Source organism: Bradyrhizobium sp. JR3.5 (assembly GCF_054057015.1).
Genome location: NZ_JBSRYV010000002.1, coordinates 5386766 through 5409331, shown reverse-complemented (window position 1 = coordinate 5409331; position 22566 = coordinate 5386766). Strand labels below are relative to the sequence as shown.

Here is a 22566-nt window from a genome sequence, read left to right as displayed (position 1 = left end):
GACAAAGCGTTTTCGAGCGAAGTGGGTACCGGTTCGCGTGAAGAAAACGCGTCAAAACAAGACTCCAGAGCCGGAGGCTCTGGGGACGCCGCGCCGGCGCGTGAATGGCGTCCGCCGTCCTACTGGCCATTCGTGATCCCGGCGCTTGTCGTGGTGCTGGCGGTGATCGTCTTTCCGTGGGTGTTCACGATCTGGATGAGCATGCAGGAATGGAAGGTCGGCTCGCCGACCGTCTTCGTCGGGCTCGCCAACTATCTGCGGCTGCCGACCGATCCGCGCTTCGTCGAGGCGGTCGGGCACACGCTGTCCTACACCGCGCTGTCGGTGGTGCTGCCGCTGGTGTTCGGCACGCTGGCGGCGGTGGTGTTTCACCAGAAATTCGCCGCGCGCGGCTTCCTCCGCGGCATCTTCATCATGCCGATGATGGCCACACCGGTGGCGATCGCCTTGGTGTGGACCATGATGTTCCACCCGCAGCTTGGCGTCCTGAACTATCTGCTGTCGCTGGTCGGCCTGCCGCCGCAGCTCTGGGTGTTCAACCCGACGACGGTGATCCCGTCGCTGGTGCTGGTCGAGACCTGGCAATGGACGCCGCTGGTGATGCTGATCGTGCTCGGCGGCCTCGCCGCGATCCCGACCGAGCCCTATGAGAGCGCGCAGATCGACGGCGCCAATTTCTGGCAGGTGTTCCGCTTCATCACACTGCCCCTGATCATGCCGTTCCTGTTTATCGCCGGCATGATCCGCATGATCGATGCGGTGAAGAGCTTCGACATCATCTTCGCAATCACCCAGGGGGGGCCGGGCTCGGCGTCGGAAACCATCAACGTCTATCTCTACAGCGTCGCCTTCGTCTATTACGACCTCGGCTACGGCTCGGCCATCGCGGTGGTGTTCTTCCTCCTGATCGTGGCACTGGCGGCGCTGCTGCTCTATCTGCGCAAGCGCCTGCTGTGGACGTCAGAGCTCGGAGACGGCGCATGAACCCGCGTCAGATATCTTTGCGTCAGATTCTGGGCCGGATCGGGCTGTGGCTGTCGGTGTTCGTCATCGTGTCGCCGGCGATCCTGTTCTTCCTCTGGATGGCCTCGCTGTCGCTGAAATTCGAGATCGACAACGCCTCCTATCCGCCGGTGTTCATCCCGGAGCATTTCGCCTGGAAGAACTATGCCGACGTGTTCGCCTCGAACCGCTTCCTGACCTATTTCAGCAACAGCCTTGTTGTCACCGGCTGCGCCACGGGACTGGCGATGCTGGTCGGCGTGCCCGCGGGCTACGGCATTGCGCGGATGGCGGCGCATAAATCGGCGATCGTGATCCTGATCGCCCGCATCACGCCGGGCCTGTCGTATCTGATCCCGTTGTTCCTGCTGTTCCAGTGGCTCGGCCTGCTCGGCACGCTGGTGCCGCAGATCATCATCCACCTCGTGGTCACGGTGCCGATCGTGATCTGGATCATGATCGGCTATTTCGAGACCACGCCGCTGGAGCTGGAAGAAGCCGCGCTGATCGACGGCGCAACGCGCTGGCAGGTGTTCCGCCATGTCGCGTTGCCGATCGCCAGGCCCGGGCTCGCGGTTGCCTTCATCCTCGCGGTGATCTTCTCTTGGAACAACTTTGTGTTCGGCATCGTGCTGGCCGGGCGCGAGACCCGCACGCTGCCGGTCGCGGTCTACAACATGATCTCGTTCGACCAATTGAGCTGGGGCCCGCTCGCCGCTGCCGCACTGATCGTGACCGCACCGGTGCTGCTGCTCACCGTGATGGCGCAGCGGCAGATCGTCGCCGGGCTCACCGCGGGCGCGGTGAAAGGCGGCTAGAGCAATATCGGGTGATGGGGCCGTTGCAGGGGGCGCTGCCAAAATATCGAAAACAACCCCATGCAAAGGTGCCGGCGGCGTCCGGCGTTCGACCAGGCAACTTGACACGTCGGGCAATTCAGGGATATTCTTCTAATATTCCGAATTTGCGCAAGTTAGCCAGCGAGCGCCGCCAGCACCGCGGCAGACTCGGCGACCCAACCGAAGATGCCGCCCTGGGCCTTGATCATCTTCAGGCCCATCTCGTGGAATTCGGGGAAGTAGGACGCGCAGCCGTCTGATATCACGACGCAGCGATAGCCGCGGTCGTTGGCCTCGCGCACCGTGGTGTTGACGCAGACTTCGGTGGTGACGCCGCAGACCAAGAGATTCTCGACGCCGTATTTCTGCAGGATGTCGCCGAATTCGGTGGCGTAGAACGCGCCCTTGCCGGGCTTGTCGATCACGATCTCGCTCTGGAGCGGATAGAGCTCGGGGATGATGTCGTGCCCCGCCTCGCCGCGGATCAGGATCCGCCCCATCGGCCCGGGATCGCCGATCCGCAAGCGAGGCGCGCCGCGCTCGAGCTTCGCCGGCGGCGCGTCGGAGAGATCGGGCAGATGGCCCTCGCGGGTATGGACCACGAGCAAGCCGGCGTTGCGCGTCGCGGCGAGGACGGCGGCGATCGGCTGCACCGCGCGGGCGAGCTGGCTGACGTCGTTGCCGAGCGTCTCGCCGAAGCCCCCTCGCTCCATGAAATCGCGCTGCATGTCGATGATGACGAGCGCGGTCTTGCTCCAGTCGAGCGTGATCGGCGCCGGCTCCGCCGCGATTGTCCCGCTTGAATTCGCCATGACCAAGCCCCGAATGCGAGAAGACCTAGAACTGATTAAGCAAACGGCGTGCCATTGCGCAATGATGCGGCTCGCGCCTTCAACCGCCCGAAACGTCCGGCATCTCAATCTGTTGGAACGCGCTCGGCCGTTCTCCGCGCCATCTTGCCAGGTTCTCACCGGCACCTGATTTGCCGGTCGTTCGATCTTGCTGGCATGATCGTTGCTAGCTGGGAGCCCGAGGAACGACAACAATCGTTCGCGAAATGACAGCCCATTTCAAATTGGCGGGAGGACAGGCATGAATGGACTTGGCGGTCTCAACAAGTCACCCAACGGCGTGGTGATCGGACCGGTGCAGCTGCAGCTGCCCGTGGTGGTGACCAAGGTCGATCTGGCGCGGCAGACCGAGCGCATCGCCTGGATGGTCGGCAAGGCGCGGCGCAATCTCGCCACCATGGATCTTGTCGTGTTCCCCGAATATTCGCTGCACGGTCTCTCGATGGACACCAATCCGGAGATCATGTGCCGGCTTGACGGGCCTGAAGTCGCGGCCTTCAGCAAGGCCTGCATCGACAACAGGATCTGGGGCTGCTTCTCCATCATGGAGTTCAACCCGCACGGCAATCCGTACAATTCAGGGCTGATCATCGACGATCACGGCGAGATCAAGCTCTATTACCGCAAACTCCATCCCTGGATTCCGGTCGAGCCGTGGGAGCCGGGCGATGTCGGCATTCCCGTGATCGACGGACCGAAAGGTGCGAAGATCGCGCTGATCATCTGCCATGACGGCATGTTCCCCGAGATGGCGCGCGAATGTGCCTACAAGGGCGCGGAGATCATGATCCGCACCGCAGGCTACACCGCGCCGATCCGCGACAGCTGGCGCTTCACCAACCAGGCCAACGCGTTCCAGAACCTGATGGTGACGGCCAATGTCTGCATGTGCGGCTCGGACGGGTCGTTCGACTCGATGGGCGAAGGCATGATCGTCAATTTCGACGGCAGCATCATCGCGCACGGCACCACGGGGCGGGCCGACGAGATCATCACCGCCGAAGTGCGACCCGACCTCGTGCGCGAAGCGCGGATCAACTGGGGCGTCGAGAACAACATCTATCAGCTCTGGCACCGCGGCTATGTCGCGGTGAAGGGCGGCGCGATGGATTGTCCCTACACCTTCATGCAGGACATGGTGTCCGGCCGCTTCCGCCTGCCCTGGGAAGATCAGGTCAAGATCACCGACGGCACGTCCTGCGGCTTTCCCGCACCGACACGGATGTTCGGCAAGACCGCGAAGGCCGCCGAGTAGCCGCTGGAGCGGTGTGAGTTTTGGTTGACTCGCTTTGCCGCGCTTTCGGTTCACCTCTCCCCGTCGGGGAGAGGTCGGATTGCTCTCGGCGATGCGAAGCATCGTCCGGTGCAATCCGGGTGAGGGCTCTTGCTCTCTCGATAAACCGTAACCCCTCACCCGATTTGCTGCGCAAATCGACCTCTCCCAAAGGGAGAGGTGAACTTCCGACGCCGTTCGAGCTCAACCTGATCTCATCACGCTCTACTTGAAGAAATGCACGAGGCCGATGCTGAGGCCCAGCAGCAGCATCAGCGACAGCGTGACCGCCGCCGTCACCCGGCCGCCGACGGTCGAGAGCACGCGCACATCGACGCCAAGCCCGAGTGCGGCCATCGACACGACGGTGAGGATCGCCGCCGTCTTGGTTACCGGCGCGATCGCGATGTCGGGCACGAGCTGGAACGAGCGCAGCGCGGCCAGCACCAGGAAGCCGATGATGAACCAGGGCACCAGCTTGAACGGGCTGATCGAGGCGGCCTTTGCGGCACCGTCCGTGGCGGTGCCGGCCGCCTTGCGCCGCCGCGCGACGAACAGCGAGAGGCCGACCACGATCGGGCCCAGCATCAGGACGCGTACAAGCTTCACCAGCGTGCCGATCTGGGTCGAGACGATGCCGGCCGGCACGGTCGCCGCCAGCACCTGCGGCACGGCGTAGACCGTGAGGCCTGCGAGGATGCCGTATTGCGTCGCCGTCAGCTTCAACAGCGGAATCAGCAGCGGCAGGCCGAGCACCATCAGGACGCCGAGAATGGCGGTGAACGAGATCGACGAGGCGATGTCGTCGCCATCGGCCTCGATCACGGGCGCCACCGCCGCGATCGCGGAATTGCCGCAGATCGAATTGCCGCAGGCGATCAGGATCGCGAGTTTGGTCTTGAGCCCGAGGATCCGGCTGAGACCATAGGTCACCGCCAGCATGATCACGACGGTGACGGCGATCGCGCCGATCAGGAGCCCGCCCGACGCCACGATGGCGGCGAAGCTGATGGACGCGCCAAGCAGCATCACCGCGACCTCGAGCAGCTGCTTGGCGCTGAAGGCAATGCCCGATCGCCAGCGCTCCGACGGCTCCCAGGCGGTGCGCACCGCCATCCCGAGCAGGATCGCGACGACCAGGGCCTCGATATAGGGATGGTCGAAAACCCGCTCCTCGATGGCCTGGACGCCGAGCGAGATGACCGTGACCACCCCGCAGAGCAGAATGCCCGGAATGAGCAGGAAAATGCGCTTCAGCGCGCCCTGCTTCTGCCCCTGATCTTGTTCTTGTTGCGGCACGACATCCTCTTTTCGGAGAAGATTTTATGCGCCAGGGCGCCCCGCTTGGCTAATATCTTTTCGGACTGCCCGGATAGAGAGAAGTTATGTCCCTCAACCTGCATCTGCTCCGCCTGTTCGCGGCCGTGGCGAGAACCGGAAGTTTCTCGCGCGCCGCCGACCTCCTGCACATCAGCCAGCCCGCGATCTCCAAGGGCGTGCGGGATTTCGAGCTGCAGGTCGGCTGCCGGCTGCTCGACCGCACGCCGAAGGGGGTGCGGCCGACCCGGGAGGGCGCGGCGCTGGCCCGCCATGCCGAGACACTGTTCGCGGCCGAGCGCGCCGCCGAGGACGAGTTGCAGGCATTGCGCAACCTCGACAGCGGCTCGCTGCGCATCGGCGCCAGCACGACGATCGCGACCTATATGATCCCGGAATATCTCGGCGTGTTTCACCGCGCCTTTCCCGGTATCGACCTGCATGTGGTGAGCGCCAACACCTCTGATATCGCGGCGCTGATGCTGGGGCACGAGATCGAAATCGCCCTGGTCGAGGGGCCGGTCGAGGACGAGAATTTGATCAGCGAAGCCTGGCGGACCGACGTGATGGTCCTGATCGCGGCTCCGGATCACCGCTTCGCAGCCGCCGCGGGAGCGATCGACGTCCGCCTGCTCAACGACGAAATCCTGATCGTGCGCGAGCCCGGCTCAGGCACCCGCGAGGTGGTCGCGCAGGCGCTGGCCGCCCACCGCGTCGAGCCGCAGCGGACGCTCGAGATCGGCAGCACCGAGGCGATCAAGCAGGCGGTGGCGGCCGGTGTCGGCGTCGCCATCGTATCGGTCGCGACGATCGACGATCAGGTGAAGCTCGGAAAACTCAAGGTGATCCCGATCAAGGGCGTCCATATCGAGCGCACGCTCTGGCAATTGAAATCGCCCGGCCGGCTGGACGTGCCGGCGGCGGTCGCGTTCGAGGGGATCATTCGGGAGACGAAGGGCGCGAAGGCGGCGCCGCGCACGCCGGCGGCTAAAGCGCGGCGAACAGACCCTGCGCCCACGCAACGGCATGCTCGAAGCTGAACACGCCGGGCTCGAAATAGACCGCGCGCGCCAGCACGATGCCGACCACCAGCACCCAGAACACGCTGGTGCCCGCGGTCTTCAGCCATTTCGACACACCTTCGCTCGCGGCCGAAGAATCGACCGCGGGAACCGGCTCGCCGAAGGGATCGAATGCGGATTGGCTCATCGTCTTGACCATCAGGAATGCCCGTAGAATGTCGCGATGGCAGGGGCGGAAGCAAGGGTAGTCGAATGCCTTTTGCGCCGGTTACTTGGAAGGACGTTTTTTGGTCCGAAGGCCAGGGAGCATTTCCTTCTCGGGGCTCCAACCCAGCTCAACCATCGGTTCCGCGCTGCGGCGCCAGGCGCGGCAGCGTGATCCGCACGCTGGTCCCCATGCCCGGGGCGCTGTCGAGATGGAGTTCGCCGCCCAGCCGGTTCGTGACGATGTTGTGAACAATGTGGAGGCCGAGCCCGATGCGGCCAAGGTCGCGGCGCGTGGTGAAGAATGGATCGAAGGCCTGCCGCAACACGTCGCCGCTCATCCCGCAGCCGTCATCGGCGAACAGTATCTCGACGTGTTCCCCTCCCGACGCCTGCAGCCGGATCGTGATGGTGCCGCCCTTGCCGTCCGGAAAGGCATGCGCGACCGAATTGACAAACAAATTGGTCAGCGCCTGGCCGTAGGGGCCGGGATAGCTGTTCATCGCGAGACCGGACGGGCAGTTGACCTCAAGCGTCAGATTGTTCTTCGGCAATGCCGGACGCAGGTTCGAGAGCACCTGCTCGGTCACCTCGCCGAGATCGAACTGGCTGCGGTCGAAATAGCTGCGGATCGACGGCGACCTGCTTGAACGATTGCACCAGATCCGCGGCGCGCTTGAGGTTGCCGACCAGCAGCGACGAGGCGCTCTCGACGACCTCGATGAAATCGCTGAGGCTGGAACGCTTCAGCTTGCCGCGCGCGGCCTCGGCAGCGAAGTCGGCGCATTTCTGCTCCAGTACCGAGGCGACGGTGAGGCTGGTGCCGACCGGACTGTTGATCTCATGCGCGACGCCGGCCACCAGCCGGCCCAGCGCTGCAAGCTTCTCCGCCTCGATCAGCGAGGCCTGGGTCTCCTGCAGATGATGCAGGGCCTTCTCGGCCGCGTCGCGGGCGGCGCGGATCTCGCGTTCGCTGCGTTTGCGGTCGGTGATCTCTTCCGCCGCCACGTTGACCCCGACGATGCTGCCGTTCGGCTCGCGTTGCGGGTGCCAATGCGTGATCCAGCATCGCTCGTCATTGTGGCCCGGGCGCTGGCCGTACACCTCCACGCCGGTCACGGGCTCTCCGGTCTCCATGATCGAGCGAACGATGCCTTCGACCGCGGTCGCCAATGCGGGCACGCAATCATGCACGGTGCGTCCGAGATGACCTTCGACGGAAATGCCGCAGATTTCGGTGAGCCGCTGATTGATCTGGAGGTAACGGCAATCGGGAGAGAGGTAGGCAAGGCCGATCGGTGCAGTGTCATAGATCAGCTGCAGCGCCGGTTGTTTCGGGAACTGAACGTCCTGCACGACGGACGACGAGCGCATGTCCTTCCCCCCGTTCGGACAAGTCTAGCGCTTCGGACCCGGGGCGCAAATAGGCTCGGCCGAGCCGGAAACGGCGGTCTGATCTGTCCGGATTCGGCACGGATCAGGCGACAGCGGACTGGCGCTATACGGGCCGCCAAGCGTGGCGGCCTCAGCTATTCACTGCACCGTGCGGATGAAAATTCTCGATGAATCCCAGCAGCACCCGTGCACCGGTGTCGGCGTCGGCGAGTTCGACATGCTCGGCCGGATTGTGGCTGATCCCGCCGCGGCAGCGCACGAAGATCATGCCGATATCGGCGACGTCGACCATCGCCATCCCGTCATGCCCGGCCCCGCTCGGCAGCTCGAACACGGCATGCCCCTCGGCGGCGACCGCCGCCGCGATCTGCGTTTTCAGCCACGGCGCGCAGGGCACGCTGCGGTTCTCGTGAGTGACGTCGATCTGCAACGCGAGTTCGCGGCGCTTTGCGATGGCCTCGATCTGACGCACGATGTCGGCGACGGCGCGCTTGCGATGCATGTCGGTCTGCGAGCGGATGTCCATCGTGAAGGACACCTTGCCTGGGATCACGTTGGTGGCGCCGGGCATGGCGTTGATATAGCCGACGGTGCCGACGAGGCCGGCTTCATCGCTCTTGCAGAACTGCTCGATCGCCACGATGCATTCGGCGGCGCCGGTCAGCGCGTCGCGCCGCAGCTTCATCGGCACGGTGCCGGCATGGCCGGCGACGCCGGTGAGACTGGCGGCGAGCCGCGTCGCACCTGAAATCGCGGTGACGACGCCGACCGGCAGCGCCTTCTGTTCCAGCACGGGGCCCTGCTCGATGTGCAGCTCGATATAGCCGAGCAGCTCGCGGCGGGCGCGCGCCGCCTTGCCGATATGATCGGGATCGAGCCCGAAGGCGATCAGCGCATCACGCATCGACGTGCCGGTGCGGTCGCGCGTGTTGAGCACGCTCTCGTCGAACGTGCCGGCCACGGCGCGGCTGCCAAGCAGGGTCGACGCAAAGCGCACACCCTCCTCGTCCGCGAAGCCCACGATCTCGATCGCGAACGGCAACCGCTTGCCGCGCCGGTTCAGATCGGCGACGCAGGCGATCGCGGTGATGACGCCGAGCGGGCCGTCCCATCTGCCGGCGTCGCGCACGGTGTCGTAATGCGAGCCAAGCATCAGGGCCGGCAGGCCCGGCCGCTCGCCCTCGTAGCGGCCGCAGACATTGCCGATCGCATCGAGATGCGCGCTCATGCCGGCCTCGCGCATCCAGGACAGGATGAGATCGGCCGCCCTGCGATGCTCGTCGGTGAGGAAGACGCGCGCCAGATGCTCCGGCGTCTCCGAGATCGCCGCGAGCTGATCGATCCGCGCCACGATCTCATCGCCAAGGGAGGATGGATTCGAGGACGATTTCGCGGACGGTTTCTTCTCGCTCATGCTGTTTCCCATCAGTCCAACCCGGCACCCGAGCCCGCTTCACTCGTAGCAGGCCCGGTCCGATTGACCAGCCGGCAAATGGCGCCCTGACGCCGCCCCCGGCGCGGATCGCATCGGCCGTCCAGGAGTTAGCGACTGCTTAACGGCATTGCATACAACGGCGATTGATCGCTCATCAAATAGGCAATCCGGACTCTGCCGATTCCGGAGGTCGCCCATGTTGACTATTATTCGCATTGATATTCAGCTACTTATGGAACCATGACCGCTAAACGTGCTCTGGCACGAAGCTTGCGACACTCCGTCACGCGCCGCCGTTACGGCGGCTGCGACAAGGACAGGCGGGTCGGCCCCGCCGGAGGGAGCAGGCGATGGATTTTGGCAGGATTTCAAGAAGGCATTTATTGCAGGGAAGCGCGGCATTGGCGCTCGGCAGCACGCTCGGCGTTCGCGGCGCGGCGGCAGCGGAAACCACGGTCGGCTTCATCTATGTCGGGTCGCGCGACGACTATGGCTACAACCAGGCCCACGCACAGGGCGCGGCGGCGCTGAAGAAGCTTCCCGGCATCAAGGTGGTCGAGGAAGAGAAGGTGCCGGAGACCGACGCGGTCGAGAAGACCATCGAGTCCATGATCAATCTCGACGGCGCCACGCTGCTGTTTCCGACCTCGTTCGGCTACTACAACCCGCACGTCGTCAAGATGGCGGGCAAGTTTCCGAAGATGCATTTCGAGCATTGCGGCGGCTTGTGGACCGACAAGGACCCGAAGAACGCCGGCAGCTATTTCGGCTACATCGACGAGGCGCAATACATCTCCGGCATCGTCGCCGGCTATTCGACCAAGAGCGGCAAGCTCGGCTTCGTCGCGGCCAAGCCGATCCCGCAGGTGCTGCGCAACATCAACGCGTTCACGCTCGGCGCCCGGCTCGCCAATCCGAAGGCGACGACGCAGGTGATCTTCACCGGCGACTGGTCGATGCCGGTCAAGGAAGCCGAGGCGACCAACAGCCTGATCGACCAGGGCGTCGATGTGCTGACCTGCCATGTCGACGGACCGAAGACGATGGTCGAGAACGCCGCGCGCCGCGGCGCGATGGTGTGCGGCTATCACGTCAACCAGTCGCCGCTGGCGCCGAAGGCCTATCTCACCGGCGCCGAGTGGAACTGGGAGGCGCTCTATCCGAAATTCGTCAAGATGATCACCGCGGGTGAGGCAATCCCGAACTTCTATCGCGGCGGCCTGAAGGAAGAGATCGTCAAGGTCTCGCCCTATGGCGAGATGGTCTCGGCGGAAGCCCGCAAGCATGCCGACGACGTCTAAGGCCAAGTTCATGTCCGGCGAGTACGCGATCTTCAAGGGCCCGCTCGTCGACAACAAGGGCAAGACGGTGATCGCTTCCGGCACCGATCGCGGCCAGCAGGATCCCGAACTCGAGAAGATGGACTATCTCGTCGAGGGCGTGATCGGAGCCACCGCGTGACGACCGAGGCGGCGGAATCGGTGGAGGCGGCCGGCGGCGTTGCTCCGGCCGCCGATCCCGGCTTCCTCCAGCGCTACGGCGCGAGTATCGAATACATCCTGATCCCGGGCGCGGCGCTGGTCGGCGCGCTCGCGGTGTTCGGCGGGTTCATCGCGCTCTACGGCAAGAACCCGCTCGACCTGTATTTCTACATGTATTACGGCGCGTTCGGCACCTGGTTCTCCTGGCAGAACACGCTGACCCGCGCAGCGCCCTTGATCCTGACCGCGCTGTGCACGGCGCTGCCGGCGCAGCTCGGCATGGTGATCATCGGCGGCGAAGGCGCGCTCTTGATCGGCGCGCTGTCGGCGACGTCAGCGGCGCTGGCGTTGCAGGGCGCAGCGCCGATCGTCGTGCAGATCGCGATGGTGATCGCGGGCATGATCGGCGGCGGTCTCTGGATCATGCTGTCCGGCGGCTTGCGGCAGTATCGCGGGGTCAACGAGACGATCTCGAGCCTGCTGCTGGTCTATATCGCGCTTGCCGTCCTCAACCATCTGGTCGAAGGGCCGATGCGCGATCCGGCGAGCCTCAACAAGCCGTCGACGCGCGAGATCGGCGCCGCCAACATGATCGGCAGCATTCCCGGCACCGACGTGCATTGGGGCCTGGTGTTCGGCCTCGTCGCCGCCGTTGCCGCCTACATCCTGATCTATCACACCACCTTCGGCTTCGCCGCGCGCGTCGCCGGCGGCAACATCCGCGCCGCCAAGATCGTGGGGCTTTCCGTCGGCAAGCTGATCCTGACGGTCTGCTTCCTCGCCGGCAGCAGCGCCGGGCTTGCCGGCATGATCGAGGTCTCGCGGCCGTGCAGGGCCGAACCAATGCCAACCTCGCCGCGGGTTATGGATTCACCGGCATCCTGGTCGCATTCCTGGCGCGACAGAATCCACTCGCGATCATTCCGGTCGCAATCCTGCTCGGCGGCATCTCTGCCTCCGGCGGCCTGTTGCAGCGCCGGCTCGGCCTGCCCGATGCGTCCGTGCTGGTGCTGCAAGGCATCATCTTCGTGTTCGTGCTGGCAAGCGACGCGCTCTACGGACGGATCGGCTTCCTGAAGGGAAAGTCCTGACATGGCGGATGCTTCGCTCGGGCTCTGGACCGTCCCGCTCGCCGTGTTCGGCGGCGCCATCCGCGTCTCGACGCCGTTCCTGTTCGTCAGCCTCGGCGAATGCATCACCGAACGAAGCGGCCGCATCAATCTCGGCCTCGAAGGCACGCTGGTGATGGGCGCGATGAGCGCCTACGGCATCTCCTATCTCTCCGGCTCGCCATGGCTCGGGGTGCTCGCGGCCGGGATCACCGGCGCGTTGTTCGGCGCGCTGCATGCCGGCATCTGCTCGCTGCCGCGGGTCAACGACATCGCGGTCGGCATCGCGCTGATGCTGCTCGGAACTGGTTTGGCCTTCTTCCTCGGCAAGCCGCTGATCGAGCCGACGGCGGCCCGGCTGCCGGCGATCGATTTCGGCTGGTGGAGCGACGTGCCGCAGGTGCGCGCGGCGCTGCGCATCAACGTGCTGTTCCTGATCGGCGCCGCCATCGCGCCGCTGCTCTATTGGGCCTTCAGGACCACGCGCTGGGGCCTGTTGATCCGCACCGCCGGCGAAAGCGCGGACGCGGCGCGCGCGATGGGCCATTCCGTGCTGCTGATCCGGCTGCGCGCCACCATGGTCGGCGGCTTCCTCGCCGGCATCGGCGGCTCGTTCCTGTCGCTGTTCTATCCGGGCAGCTGGAACGAAGGGCTCTCCTCGGGACAGGGCATCACTGCGGTCGCGCTGGTGATCTTCGCGCGCTGGGACCCGATGCTGTGCCTGTGGGCCTCGCTCGCGTTCGGCGGCGCCGCCGCGCTCGGGCCCGCGCTGCAATCAGTCGGCATCACCTCCGGCTATCACCTGTTCAACGCCGCGCCGTACATCCTGACCCTGGCGATCATGATCATCACCTGCTCGCCGAAGCGCACACTGACCGGCGCGCCCGCCGAATTGTCCATCACCCGATAGCATCTCGCGAGATCATTCCATGCCCGAGCGCTTCATCAAGTCCGAGCCCTACGCCTGGCCCTATAATGGCGACCTGCGGCCAGAGAATACCGCGCTGATCATCATCGACATGCAGACCGATTTCTGCGGCGTCGGCGGCTATGTCGACAAGATGGGCTACGACCTCTCGCTGACCCGGGCGCCGATCGAGCCGATCAAGAAGCTGCTCGCGGTGATGCGTGCGCAGGGCTTTCACATCATCCATACCCGCGAAGGCCACCGCCCCGATCTGGCCGACCTGCCCGCCAACAAGCGCTGGCGCTCGCGCCAGATCGGCGCCGGCATCGGCGACCCCGGTCCGTGCGGCCGCATCCTGGTGCGCGGCGAGCCGGGCTGGGAGATCATCCCCGATCTCGCGCCGCTGCCGGGCGAGCCTGTTATCGACAAGCCCGGCAAAGGCTCGTTCTGCGCCACCGATCTCGAACTGATGCTGCGGTTGCGCGGCATCGAGAACATCGTGCTGACCGGCATCACCACCGACGTCTGCGTCCACACCACGATGCGCGAGGCCAACGACCGCGGCTTCGAATGCGTGCTGGTCGAGGATTGCTGCGGCGCCACCGACAAAAGCAACCACGATCATGCGCTGAAGATGATCAAGATGCAGGGCGGCGTGTTCGGCGCGGTGACGAAATCCGCCGACCTGATCGGGGCGCTGTCGTGATCATCGGCGAACCGCCCGCACCGTCAGGCGCATTCGGCATCGACGCCATCGCCATGACCATGCGGTTCGGCGACTTCACAGCGCTCGACAATGTCGAGCTCAAGGTGCGTCCCGGCTCGTTTCATGCGCTGCTCGGCGAGAACGGCGCAGGCAAGAGCACGCTCGTGAAATGCATCATGGGCTATTACCACGCCACCGAAGGCGACATCCTGGTCGGCGGCCGCCAGCAGACCATCGCCAACCCCAAGGACGCGCATGCGCTCGGGCTCGGCATGGTCTACCAGCACTTTACCCTCGTGCCGGCGATGACGGTCGCCGAGAACCTGGTGCTGGCGCGCGACGACGTGCCCGCCGTGGTCGACTGGCGCAAGGAGAAGAAGGAGCTCGAGGCGTTCCTGGCACGGATGCCGTTCAAGGTGCCGCTCGACGCAAAGGTCTCCGACATCTCCGCCGGCGAGCGGCAGAAGTGCGAGATCCTCAAGCAACTCTATCTGAAGCGCCGCTTCCTGATCCTGGACGAGCCGACCTCGGTGCTGACCCCGGGCGAGGCCGACGAAGTGCTCGGCATGCTGCGCGCCATGGTGGTCGCGGGCGAGCTGACCATCCTGATGATCACGCACAAATTCCGCGAGGTGATGGCATTTGCCGATGACGTCACGATCCTGCGCCGCGGCAAGCTCGCCGGCACCGGCCGGGTCGCCGACCTCACGCCCGACGAGATGGCCCGCACCATGATCGGCGCCGAGCAGTTGACCGTGCAGCCGCCACGCACCGGCGAGACCGGCGCGCCCCGTCTCGAGCTCGACAAGCTCACCGCGCGCGACGATGCCGGCGCGATTGCCGTGCACGGCGTATCGCTGACGGTGAAGAGCGGCGAGATCGTCGGCATCGCCGGCGTCTCCGGCAACGGCCAACGCCAGCTGGTCGAGGTCTTGGCCGGCCAGCGCGAAGCCGAAAGCGGCGTGATCCGGGTCCAGGGCGAGGCCTATGCGGCAAGCCGCGAGGAGATGCGCCGCCACAAGATGTCGCTGTTGCCGGAAGAGCCGCTGAAGAACGCCTGCGTCGGCGGCATGAGCGTCGCCGACAACATCGCATTCCGCGAGTTCGACCGCGCCCCGTTCGCGCGCGGCGGCTGGTGGCTGAACCGCGCGGCCTTCCGCGACGACGCGGAGCGCAAGATCAACCGCTACAAGATCAAGACCCGCACGCCGGAGACGCCGATCGCGGCGCTGTCGGGCGGCAACGTGCAGCGCGCGGTGCTGGCGCGCGAGCTCTCGGGCGACGTCGAGGTGCTGATCGCCGCCAATCCATGCTTCGGGCTCGACTTCGCGGCGGTGGCGCAGATCCACGCCGAGATCATGGCCGCCCGCAACCGCGGCGCCGCGGTGCTGCTGGTCAGCGAGGACCTCGACGAGCTGCTGGAATTGTCGGACCGACTGGTCGTGATGTTCCACGGCGCGTTCGTGCACGATGTCAGCGCCAGCGAAGCTGACCTCACCGAGATCGGCCGCCACATGGCCGGGCACTGACGCGCTAAGGCGCGATGAGAGTGGTTTGACTACCCGATCTCGAACGCCTGCTCGGCGAGATGCTTCAGATTGGCGTGCCAATGCTCTGCGATCGCGAGCCGTGTCGGCACCCAGACCCGTTCGTGCTTCTGGATGTAGTCGAGGAAGCGCATCAGCGCGGCGGCGCGGCCGGGACGGCCGACGACGCGGCAATGCAGGCCGACCGACATCATCTTGGGTCGCGTCGCACCCTCGGCATAGAGCACGTCAAAGCTGTCCTTCAGATAGGTGTAGAACTCATCGCCGCCGCCAAAGCCCTGCGCGTTGATGAAGCGCATGTCGTTGGCATCGAGCGTATAGGGGATCACGAGATGCGGCTCGGTGCCGGCTGCCTTGATCCAGTAGGGCAGATCGTCGGCATAGGAATCGCAGAGATAGCGCAGGCCGCCCGCCTCCATCAAAAGCCGCAGCGTGTTGATCGAGGAGCGGCCGGTGTACCAGCCGAGCGGCCGCGCGCCGGTCGCCTCGGTATGCACGGCAATGGCACGGGCGATCTCGTCGCGCTCCTCGTCCTCCGACATATCCTTGTGCTCGATCCAGCGCAGGCTGTGGCTCGCGATGTCCCAGCCCGCCTCCTGCATCGCCGCAACCACATCCGGATTGCGCTTCAGCGCCATCGCGACGCCGAACACCGTGGCCGGCAACTTTCGCTCGGTGAACATCCGCCATAGCCGCCAGAACCCGGCGCGCGAGCCATATTCGAACATGGTCTCGATATTGGCGTGACGCTGGCCGACCCAGGGCTGCGCGCCCAGCACGTCGGACAGAAACGCCTCCGAGGCACGATCGCCGTGCAGGATGTTGTTCTCGCCACCCTCCTCGAAATTGACCACGAACTGCACGGCGACACGCGCAGCGTCTGGCCATTTCGGATCGGGCGGCGTGCGGCCGTAGCCGCGGAGATCGCGCGGGTAGCGGGCCTCGGTCACATCAGATTTCCTCGAAGCGGATCTGCTGCGCACCCTTCCACAACACAGTCTTGCCGAAGGCGGTGAGGTTCTCCAGCCCCGAGGTCAGCGTGATGAAATGATGATTGCCGGCGAGCTGGCCCATCTTGCTGGCGAAATGCACGCCGCCATAGGCGAGCAGGATCTCGGTCTCGCTGATGCCGCCGGGATAGAGGATGATCTGGCCCGGCGCCGGATAGCTGGTGTGGTTCTCGTAGGAGACGCCGAAATCAAGATCGCCGAGCGGCATCCAGACGCCCTCGCCGCTCCAGCGCACATGGATCGCCTGGCTCTCGAACGGCATCGCCTTGCGGAACGCGGCGACCGTCTTCGGCGCGAGCTGCTCCTCGAAACGGGCGTCAAAGGTGAACTCGCCGGCGCGGACAATCAGTTTGCTCATCGAACTCTCGTGGGTGGGCTGGACGGAATGATGCCCCAACCATTGCCGCCGGCCCGCGCCGGACGCAAGGCCGATTCCGGCCCCAGATGCCGGTTTTTTGCCGCAATGGCATCCGCGGCAACGCAGATTTGAGCAGGGTTGCGTTGCACCCCGCCTCCCGCTTTGCGAACCTCTCTGCACTCGCAAAGGAGGACGGCCAATGACGACAAACAGTCTGCACGGACATGTGGCGCTGGTGACCGGCGGATCGCGCGGCATTGGCGCGGCCATCGTCAAGATGCTGGCGGAAGCCGGCGCCGCCGTCGCCATCAATTATCGCGAGCGCTCGGCCGAGGCGGAGACGCTGGCGAAGGGTATCACCGCCGCCGGCGGCCGCGCCGTCGCTATCGCCGCCGATGTCTCCGAAGCAGCCGCCGTCGCCCGCCTGGTCGAGCGCGCCAAATCCGAGCTCGGCCCGGTCGACATCCTCGTCAACAATGCGGGGATCGCGATCGTCAGGGGTATCGACAACCTCACCGAAGAGGATTTCGACCGCACCATCACGGTCAACCTCAAATCGGCATTTCTCTGCACGCAAGCGGTGCTGCCGATGATGCGCACCCGAAAATGGGGCCGCATCGTCAACATCTCCTCCGGCGCTGCACGCGGCGGCGGCGCGATCGGGCCGCACTACAACGCATCGAAGGCGGCGATGGAGGGCCTGAGCCGCGGTTATGCCGCGCGCCTCGTCAAGGAGGGCGTCACCGTCAACGCCGTCGCGCCGTCGCTGATCGAGACCGACATGATGAAGGGACAGAGCGGCCTCGTCAGCCGGATCCCGATCGGCCGCTTCGGCACCGCCGAGGAGGTCGCGCAGGCGGTGATGCTGCTGGTCAACAATCCCTACATGACCGGACAGACGATTGCGATGAGCGGCGGCATGGCGTTCAACTAGAGCGTTTTCGAGCGAAGTGGGTACCGGTTCCCGTAAAGAAAACGCGTCAAGACAAAAATCTAGAGCCCCGTTCCGATTTCAATCGGAACGGAAAGGGCTCTAGCGTCGTCGATGCCTTGACCGCGTCGCGGGTTTGCCCTACCGCTTGCGGCATGAACCGATCGAACCTCATCGCCAATTTCTGGTGGCTCGCCGACTGACAGGCGGGCCGAACGCGTTCATGCATTTTCGGGGCCGCCGCATTGGGCCGGCCTTTTTGTTTGGCTTCATCCAGCCCGCATGCGGTGTCCCCATTCAACCGAATGGAGATACAAATGACCAAACCGATCATCCTCACCGGCGACCGCACCACCGGTCCGCTGCATCTCGGCCATTACGCCGGTTCGCTCCGAAGCCGCCTGGCGTTTCAGGACAGCCATGAGCAGTTCTTGCTGCTGGCCGACATGCAGGCGCTGACCGACAATGCGCACGACATCGGCAAGGTCCGCAGCAGCGTCATCGAGGTCGCGCTGGACTATCTTGCCGTCGGGATCGATCCCGGCCGAACCTCGATCTGCCTGCAATCGCAACTCCCGGCGTTGGCGGAACTGTCGATGCTCTACCTCAACCTCGTCACCGTCGCGCGGCTGGAACGCAACCCCACCATCAAGGACGAGATCCGCGTGCGCGGTTTCGGACGCGACATCCCGGCGGGCTTCCTGTGCTACCCGGTGGCGCAGGCCGCCGATATCACCGCGTTTCGCGCCACAATCGTGCCGGTCGGCGAGGATCAGGCACCCTTAATCGAGCAGACCAACGAGATCGTCCGGCGGGTCAACGCGCTCGCGGGCCGTGCGCTGCTGCCGGAAGCCGAAGCCATCATCCCGCGCGCAGGACGGCTGCCCGGCGTCGATGGACGCGCGAAGATGAGCAAGTCCGCGGGCAATGCGATTCCGCTTTCGGCTTCACCCGATGACATCTCGGCCGCGGTGCGCGCGATGTTCACCGATCCCGATCATCTGCGTGTCGCCGACCCCGGCAAGGTCGAGGGCAATGTCGTCTTCACCTATCTCGACGCGTTCGACGACGATCACGACGCCGTCGCGGAACTGAAGGCGCGCTATCGGCGCGGCGGTCTCGGCGATACGACCGTCAAGCGGCGGCTGGAGGATATCCTGCAAGCCCTGATCGCACCGATCCGGACACGGCGCGCTGAGCTGGCCAACGATCGCGACCACGTCACTGAGGTAATCAGGCGCGGAACCCTGAAAGCGCGGGAGATTACGGAGCGTACCAGGCGCGACGTCATGGAGGGGCTTGGCTTGTTCCAACTCTGAACGCGCCGTCATCAAAGCGTGGCAGGAACTGTGCTTGACTATGACAGTTGTCCGCTAGAGCCTTTTCCGCTCCGATTGAATCGGAGCGGGGCCCTAGACTCTTGTCTTGACGCGTTTTCTTCACGCGAAGCGGTATCCACTTCGCTCGAAAACGCTCTAGGCGAAACCGGATTTGGAGCCTGTCGTGATCGATCCGAAAACGCTTCTCGAACGCGCCGCACAGCTGGCCGATCAGGCCAAGGGCGAGGAAGATGCCGGCATCCGCGAGCGGCTGCTGCGCATGGCCGAGCACTACCGCGATCTGGCCGCACATGAGACCTGGGCGCATGAAAACCCGCCATCGGTGGGCGCGATCACCAGCGCGCTCAGCTCCCGCGCGCATTGATCTGATGTTCGATCAGCTCACGCGAATGCGATAGCCCAGCGACCGACGCGCGCCCGGCGCGATCTGCATCAAGCCGGGCTTGTCCGCGAACTCGCCGTCGAATTCCGCGGGGCTGGCAAAACCGTGCCACGGCTCGATGCAGAGGAACGGCGCGCCGCCGACCTTCGACCAGATACCGAGCTCGCGGAAGCCGCGCCACGACATCTCGATCGCAGGACCTTGTGTGGCTGCTGCCGGGCCTAGTGTCGCCGTGAAGAGGATCGATGTACTTGCGACCTGATCGAAGACCATCGCGTCGTCATCGAACAGCTCCTCCGACAGTGCGAGCGTTCTGCCCTTGACCGGATTGGGTTCGGGCTGCGGCCGCATCAATCCATCCTTCAGCCGCCGGATCGGCGCAAGTTCAGTCTTGCCGAAGGTCAGCGTGTAAGCCTCCTTCGGCAGCCCCGGCACCAACGGCCAGTTGAAGGCGGGATGACCACCGAGCGAGGCCGGCAGCATCTCGTCGCCGGTGTTGATGATATCGAAGGCGACATCGAGATCGGTGCCATCAACGGTGTAAGTGACCTCGAGCCTGAACGCGAACGGATAGCGTGCCGGCGTTTCCGCATCGTCGGTGAGCGCGAGCTTGCAGGATCGCGGTCCCTGCTCCAGCCAGACAAAGCGGCGATCCCGCGCAAGGCCGTGCTGCGTCATCGGATAGGTCTGGCCATGGTGACGCAGCGTGTCGTTCTTCAACCGGCCGACGATCGGGAACAGGATCGGTGCATGGCGCGGCCATTGCGGTCCGGCCTGCCACAGCAACTCGGTTCCGTCGGCATTCCTGAGCGACGACAGTTCAGCGCCCTGTGCCTGAATTGTCGCGGCAATTCCATCGCCGCGCAGCGTATGACTGTCGCTCATGCCTCGCCTCGCCGGTTGCGCCATGCCCTGACACGAGATGTTCGATACCGGCGAAGCCGTCAACCCCAAAGCGATGGGGCCGCCCGCGCGTGGCGGCCCCAACTTGGCTTACCCGGCGATCTTGGAGAAGTCAGGCTGCCGCCGCTCGGCGAAGGCGGCAAAGGCCTCGCGCGCTTCCGCGCTCATCAGCCGCTGCTGGAAGATTTCGCCCTCGCGCGCCATTTGCGCGCTGATCCTGGCCGGATCGCGCATCAACGCCTTGGTGTGCTGGAGCGAGCCGAACGGCCGCTTCGCCAGTGCGTCCGCCGCCGCGCGGGCCTTGGCGCGGAGATCCGCAAGCGGCACCACGGCGTTCGCGAGACCGATGGAGACCGCGGTCTCCGCCTCGACCGGCTCGCCGAGCGCGAACATCGCATAGGCCCGCGCATAGCCGATGCGCTGCGGCAGCAGATAGGTCGACGCCGCCTCGGGCACCAGCGCGAGATTGACGAACGGCGTGATCAGCCGCGCGGTCGGCGCGAGATAGACGAGGTCGCAATGCAGCAGCATGGTGGTGCCGATGCCGACGGCATTGCCCTGCACGGCGGCGACAAGCGGCCGCGTCGCCCTGGCAAGACAGCTAAGGAAGCGCGTCACGTGACGCTCGCCCTGCACGCCGCGCGACACCGCCGCGAAATCGGCGAGATCATTGCCCGCGGTAAAGCTGTCGCCGTCGCCCTGCAACAGCACGGCGCGGATTGTAGAATCGCCTTCCGCACGTTCGAGCGCGTCGGCCATCGCGCCATACATCGCGTTGGTGATCGCGTTCTTCTTGTCCGGACGCGCCATCGTCACGGTGAGAACGCCACCGTCCAGCGCTACGACCACTTCACTCATGTCTCACTCCTGTTGCTTGCTTCGCGTTTGACGCGTTTTCTTGACGCGAACCGGTCCCCACTTCGCTTGAAAACGCGCTAGCCATCTTTGTCTTTCGGAAATTTCGCTTGCAGGCTGGTCAGCCAGCGCGACACCACGTCGATTTCGGCTTCCGAAAATCCGTCCATCAGGCGGTTGTTGATCACCCTGGTCCGCGTTGCGGCACGCTTGCCGAGTTCCTGCCCGGCCACGGTCAGATGGAGCCGCTGGCTGCGCCCGTCCTCACCGTCGCGCCGGCGCTTGACGAGGCCCGCACGCTCCATCCGGTCGGCGAGCCCGGACATCGCCGACGGCACGATGTCGACCGCCTGCGAGACGTCGCCGATCAGCGCGCCGTCATTGCGCCCGAGGAAGAACAGCACGCCCGCCTGCGCCGACGTCAAATCGTGCGCGGCCGTCTCCTGCTCGATGGCGCGCTGCAGCCGCCGATAGGCCACGGTCAGAAGGAAGATCAGCCGGTGTTCCGCTTTCATGCCGCTATTATATATTTCGCGTGCGAAATATCAAGATATTTCGTGCGCGAACTATCTTGATATACCCGTTTGCCTTTTTGCGGCGCCTCAATGCACCGGCATCCAAGGCCCGTAAAATACACAAATGAGCCCTCTCAACCGCTTTGATTGCGACATTTTGATCGCGACGCCGGATCGCTACACTGCGCTCCAGCAGAAAACCCTTGATCGACAACGACCAAACGGGAAATCTTCCTTCCAGGAGCCGCGGTTTGCATTGCGGCTCGGGCGGGGTCACGAGAGTGTCATGACGTCAGCGGCAAGTTCGGACAGGGACCGCGTTGTCCGCCCGAAGCGGCTACGCCATCTCAGCGAAGCCATGCGTTGTGAGACCGCGTTTCGCCTGATCCTGTCGGAATGCCTCGAGGAAGTCGCAACCAACCACGAGGCCCTGAGCTCCGGCGATCCGGCCGCGCTCCACCAGACCCGCATTGCACTGACGCGGCTGAAGGCGGCGATCGCCTTCTACGGCCCGATGGTGGCGGACACCGAATGGACGCGGCTGAAATCCGAGCTGAAATGGCTGAGCGCCTATCTCAGCGCAACGCGAGACCTCGACGTTGCGATCGACAACAGCAAAGGGCTGCCGGAAGAGCGCATGCTCCAGACAGCGCGAACCGATGCGTTCGAAGCGCTCAAGGAAGCCTTGCAGAGCGACCGTTACTGGCAATGGTTCGACGGCATGTGGGACTGGGTCGGCAGCGGCCCCTGGACCACGCGGCAGAACCGCCGTGCCGCGCAACGGCGCGCCGTGCCGGTGTCGGTGTTTCATGCGCGCCGGCTGGCGCGCTGGCATGGCAAGCTGTGCCAGAAGAGCCGCGGGCTGCAGGGCATGGGCAAGAACAAGCGCCACCGCGTTCGGCTCGCCAGCAAGCGGCTGCGCTACGCCATCGAGTTCTCGGAAGGCGGATTGCCCCCCGACGAATACGCGTCATGGCGGACCGTCCTGAAGCAGCTTCGGAAGGGGCAACAACTGCTCGGCGAATTGAATGACGACGAGGTCCGTCGAAAGCTGTTCGAAAGCGTCGATGCACGCGCCCACGAGCGCAAGGCCAAGCACCGGCGCGTGCACGAGCGGAAGCGCAAGAGCCGGCTGTTGCGCCGCGCCGCGGCGGTCTATCGAAAAATCTCCAGCTGAGCGCGCA

The 22566-nt window shown here is 65.0% G+C and carries 22 protein-coding genes and 2 pseudogenes; 13 read left to right on the top strand and 11 right to left on the bottom strand.

All coding sequences use genetic code 11. The features are described from left to right. Positions 1 to 132 precede the first annotated feature (132 nt). Together ACVWW1_RS42850 and ACVWW1_RS42845 are read left to right on the top strand one after the other, a co-directional pair. Positions 133 to 984 (top strand): carbohydrate ABC transporter permease, encoded by an 852-nt coding sequence (locus tag ACVWW1_RS42850; protein ID WP_312011359.1) that lies wholly within the window; start codon positions 133 to 135, stop codon positions 982 to 984. Between the two features lie 11 nt (positions 985 to 995). Continuing rightward, positions 996 to 1820 (top strand): carbohydrate ABC transporter permease, encoded by an 825-nt coding sequence (locus tag ACVWW1_RS42845; protein ID WP_456660807.1) that lies wholly within the window; start codon positions 996 to 998, stop codon positions 1818 to 1820. Positions 1821 to 1975: 155 nt separating this feature from the next. Here ACVWW1_RS42845 and ACVWW1_RS42840 read toward each other — a convergent pair whose 3' ends face one another. Then, positions 1976 to 2653: a cysteine hydrolase family protein gene (locus tag ACVWW1_RS42840; RefSeq protein ID WP_456660032.1), complete on the bottom strand. Its 678-nt coding sequence runs from the start codon at positions 2651 to 2653 to the stop codon at positions 1976 to 1978. Positions 2654 to 2933: 280 nt separating this feature from the next. Here ACVWW1_RS42840 and ACVWW1_RS42835 point away from each other — a divergent pair, with 280 nt between their 5' ends. Continuing rightward, positions 2934 to 3947 (top strand): formamidase, encoded by a 1014-nt coding sequence (locus ACVWW1_RS42835; RefSeq protein WP_456660031.1) that lies wholly within the window; start codon positions 2934 to 2936, stop codon positions 3945 to 3947. Between the two features lie 243 nt (positions 3948 to 4190). On the opposite strand, the gene ACVWW1_RS42830 is transcribed toward ACVWW1_RS42835, so the two are convergent. Beyond that, positions 4191 to 5264 carry a YeiH family protein gene (locus tag ACVWW1_RS42830; RefSeq protein ID WP_456660030.1) on the bottom strand — a complete coding sequence of 358 codons (1074 nt, stop codon included), beginning with the start codon at positions 5262 to 5264 and terminating at the stop codon, positions 4191 to 4193. 86 nt (positions 5265 to 5350) lie between these two features. On the opposite strand from ACVWW1_RS42830, the gene ACVWW1_RS42825 reads away from it, so the two are divergent. After that, positions 5351 to 6322: a LysR substrate-binding domain-containing protein gene (locus ACVWW1_RS42825; RefSeq protein ID WP_456660029.1), complete on the top strand. Its 972-nt coding sequence runs from the start codon at positions 5351 to 5353 to the stop codon at positions 6320 to 6322. Here the strand turns inward: ACVWW1_RS42825 and ACVWW1_RS42820 are convergent. The 4 genes from ACVWW1_RS42820 to ACVWW1_RS42805 form a co-directional block, all read right to left on the bottom strand. Then, positions 6270 to 6491, bottom strand: a complete 222-nt coding sequence (locus tag ACVWW1_RS42820; protein WP_224942950.1) for a hypothetical protein — start codon at positions 6489 to 6491, stop codon at positions 6270 to 6272. The two genes, ACVWW1_RS42825 and ACVWW1_RS42820, sit on opposite strands and share 53 nt — an antisense overlap. Positions 6492 to 6639: 148 nt before the next feature. After that, on the bottom strand, positions 6640 to 7098 hold the full coding sequence (locus tag ACVWW1_RS42815; RefSeq protein ID WP_456660028.1) for a sensor histidine kinase: 459 nt from the start codon (positions 7096 to 7098) through the stop codon (positions 6640 to 6642). Beyond that, positions 7037 to 7882, bottom strand: a complete 846-nt coding sequence (locus tag ACVWW1_RS42810) for a PAS domain-containing protein (protein WP_456660027.1) — start codon at positions 7880 to 7882, stop codon at positions 7037 to 7039. The genes ACVWW1_RS42815 and ACVWW1_RS42810 overlap by 62 nt, the downstream gene beginning before the upstream one ends. A 151-nt stretch (positions 7883 to 8033) precedes the next feature. Then, entirely contained in the window at positions 8034 to 9317 is a 1284-nt protein-coding gene (locus ACVWW1_RS42805; protein WP_456660026.1) for an allantoate amidohydrolase, read from the bottom strand. Between the two features lie 371 nt (positions 9318 to 9688). Here ACVWW1_RS42805 and ACVWW1_RS42800 point away from each other — a divergent pair. The 5 genes and pseudogenes from ACVWW1_RS42800 (at position 9689) to ACVWW1_RS42780 (ending at position 15070) form a co-directional block, all read left to right on the top strand. Then, positions 9689 to 10799: pseudogene (locus tag ACVWW1_RS42800) on the top strand (BMP family ABC transporter substrate-binding protein). Further along, positions 10796 to 11910: pseudogene (locus ACVWW1_RS42795) on the top strand (ABC transporter permease). Before ACVWW1_RS42800 ends, ACVWW1_RS42795 begins: the two co-directional pseudogenes overlap by 4 nt. A gap of 1 nt (position 11911) precedes the next feature. Then, positions 11912 to 12838, top strand: a complete 927-nt coding sequence (locus ACVWW1_RS42790; protein WP_456660025.1) for an ABC transporter permease — start codon at positions 11912 to 11914, stop codon at positions 12836 to 12838. A gap of 19 nt (positions 12839 to 12857) precedes the next feature. Then, positions 12858 to 13541, top strand: coding sequence for a biuret amidohydrolase (gene biuH, locus ACVWW1_RS42785; RefSeq protein ID WP_456660024.1), 684 nt, complete (start codon positions 12858 to 12860; stop codon positions 13539 to 13541). Then, positions 13538 to 15070, top strand: a complete 1533-nt coding sequence (locus ACVWW1_RS42780) for an ABC transporter ATP-binding protein (protein WP_456660023.1) — start codon at positions 13538 to 13540, stop codon at positions 15068 to 15070. The genes biuH and ACVWW1_RS42780 overlap by 4 nt, the downstream gene beginning before the upstream one ends. Positions 15071 to 15099: 29 nt before the next feature. On the opposite strand, the gene puuE is transcribed toward ACVWW1_RS42780, so the two are convergent. Further along, on the bottom strand, positions 15100 to 16038 hold the full coding sequence (gene puuE / locus ACVWW1_RS42775) for an allantoinase PuuE (protein ID WP_456660022.1): 939 nt from the start codon (positions 16036 to 16038) through the stop codon (positions 15100 to 15102). A gap of 1 nt (position 16039) precedes the next feature. Further along, positions 16040 to 16456, bottom strand: a complete 417-nt coding sequence (locus ACVWW1_RS42770; RefSeq protein ID WP_456660021.1) for a DUF3830 family protein — start codon at positions 16454 to 16456, stop codon at positions 16040 to 16042. Positions 16457 to 16655: 199 nt separating this feature from the next. Here ACVWW1_RS42770 and ACVWW1_RS42765 point away from each other — a divergent pair, with 199 nt between their 5' ends. From ACVWW1_RS42765 to ACVWW1_RS42755, 3 genes are all read left to right on the top strand, one after another. Beyond that, the gene (locus ACVWW1_RS42765; RefSeq protein ID WP_456660020.1) at positions 16656 to 17390 is read left to right on the top strand and encodes an SDR family NAD(P)-dependent oxidoreductase; all 735 of its coding nucleotides are present in this window, start codon (positions 16656 to 16658) and stop codon (positions 17388 to 17390) included. A 314-nt stretch (positions 17391 to 17704) separates the two neighbouring features. Beyond that, complete coding sequence (gene trpS / locus ACVWW1_RS42760) at positions 17705 to 18706, top strand: tryptophan--tRNA ligase (RefSeq protein ID WP_456660019.1); 1002 nt, start codon at positions 17705 to 17707, stop codon at positions 18704 to 18706. A gap of 184 nt (positions 18707 to 18890) precedes the next feature. Beyond that, on the top strand, positions 18891 to 19091 hold the full coding sequence (locus ACVWW1_RS42755) for a hypothetical protein (protein ID WP_176532874.1): 201 nt from the start codon (positions 18891 to 18893) through the stop codon (positions 19089 to 19091). A gap of 12 nt (positions 19092 to 19103) precedes the next feature. On the opposite strand, the gene ACVWW1_RS42750 is transcribed toward ACVWW1_RS42755, so the two are convergent. The 3 genes from ACVWW1_RS42750 to ACVWW1_RS42740 all read right to left on the bottom strand — a co-directional run bounded on the left by ACVWW1_RS42750 (position 19104) and on the right by ACVWW1_RS42740 (position 21382). Beyond that, complete coding sequence (locus tag ACVWW1_RS42750; protein ID WP_456660018.1) at positions 19104 to 19994, bottom strand: aldose 1-epimerase family protein; 891 nt, start codon at positions 19992 to 19994, stop codon at positions 19104 to 19106. Between the two features lie 108 nt (positions 19995 to 20102). Next, positions 20103 to 20870, bottom strand: a complete 768-nt coding sequence (locus ACVWW1_RS42745; RefSeq protein ID WP_456660017.1) for an enoyl-CoA hydratase-related protein — start codon at positions 20868 to 20870, stop codon at positions 20103 to 20105. A gap of 77 nt (positions 20871 to 20947) precedes the next feature. Beyond that, complete coding sequence (locus tag ACVWW1_RS42740) at positions 20948 to 21382, bottom strand: MarR family winged helix-turn-helix transcriptional regulator (protein ID WP_176532877.1); 435 nt, start codon at positions 21380 to 21382, stop codon at positions 20948 to 20950. Positions 21383 to 21668: 286 nt separating this feature from the next. Between ACVWW1_RS42740 and ACVWW1_RS42735 the strand changes: the two genes are divergently transcribed. Beyond that, positions 21669 to 22559, top strand: coding sequence for a CHAD domain-containing protein (locus ACVWW1_RS42735; RefSeq protein WP_456660016.1), 891 nt, complete (start codon positions 21669 to 21671; stop codon positions 22557 to 22559). Positions 22560 to 22566: the final 7 nt, after the last annotated feature.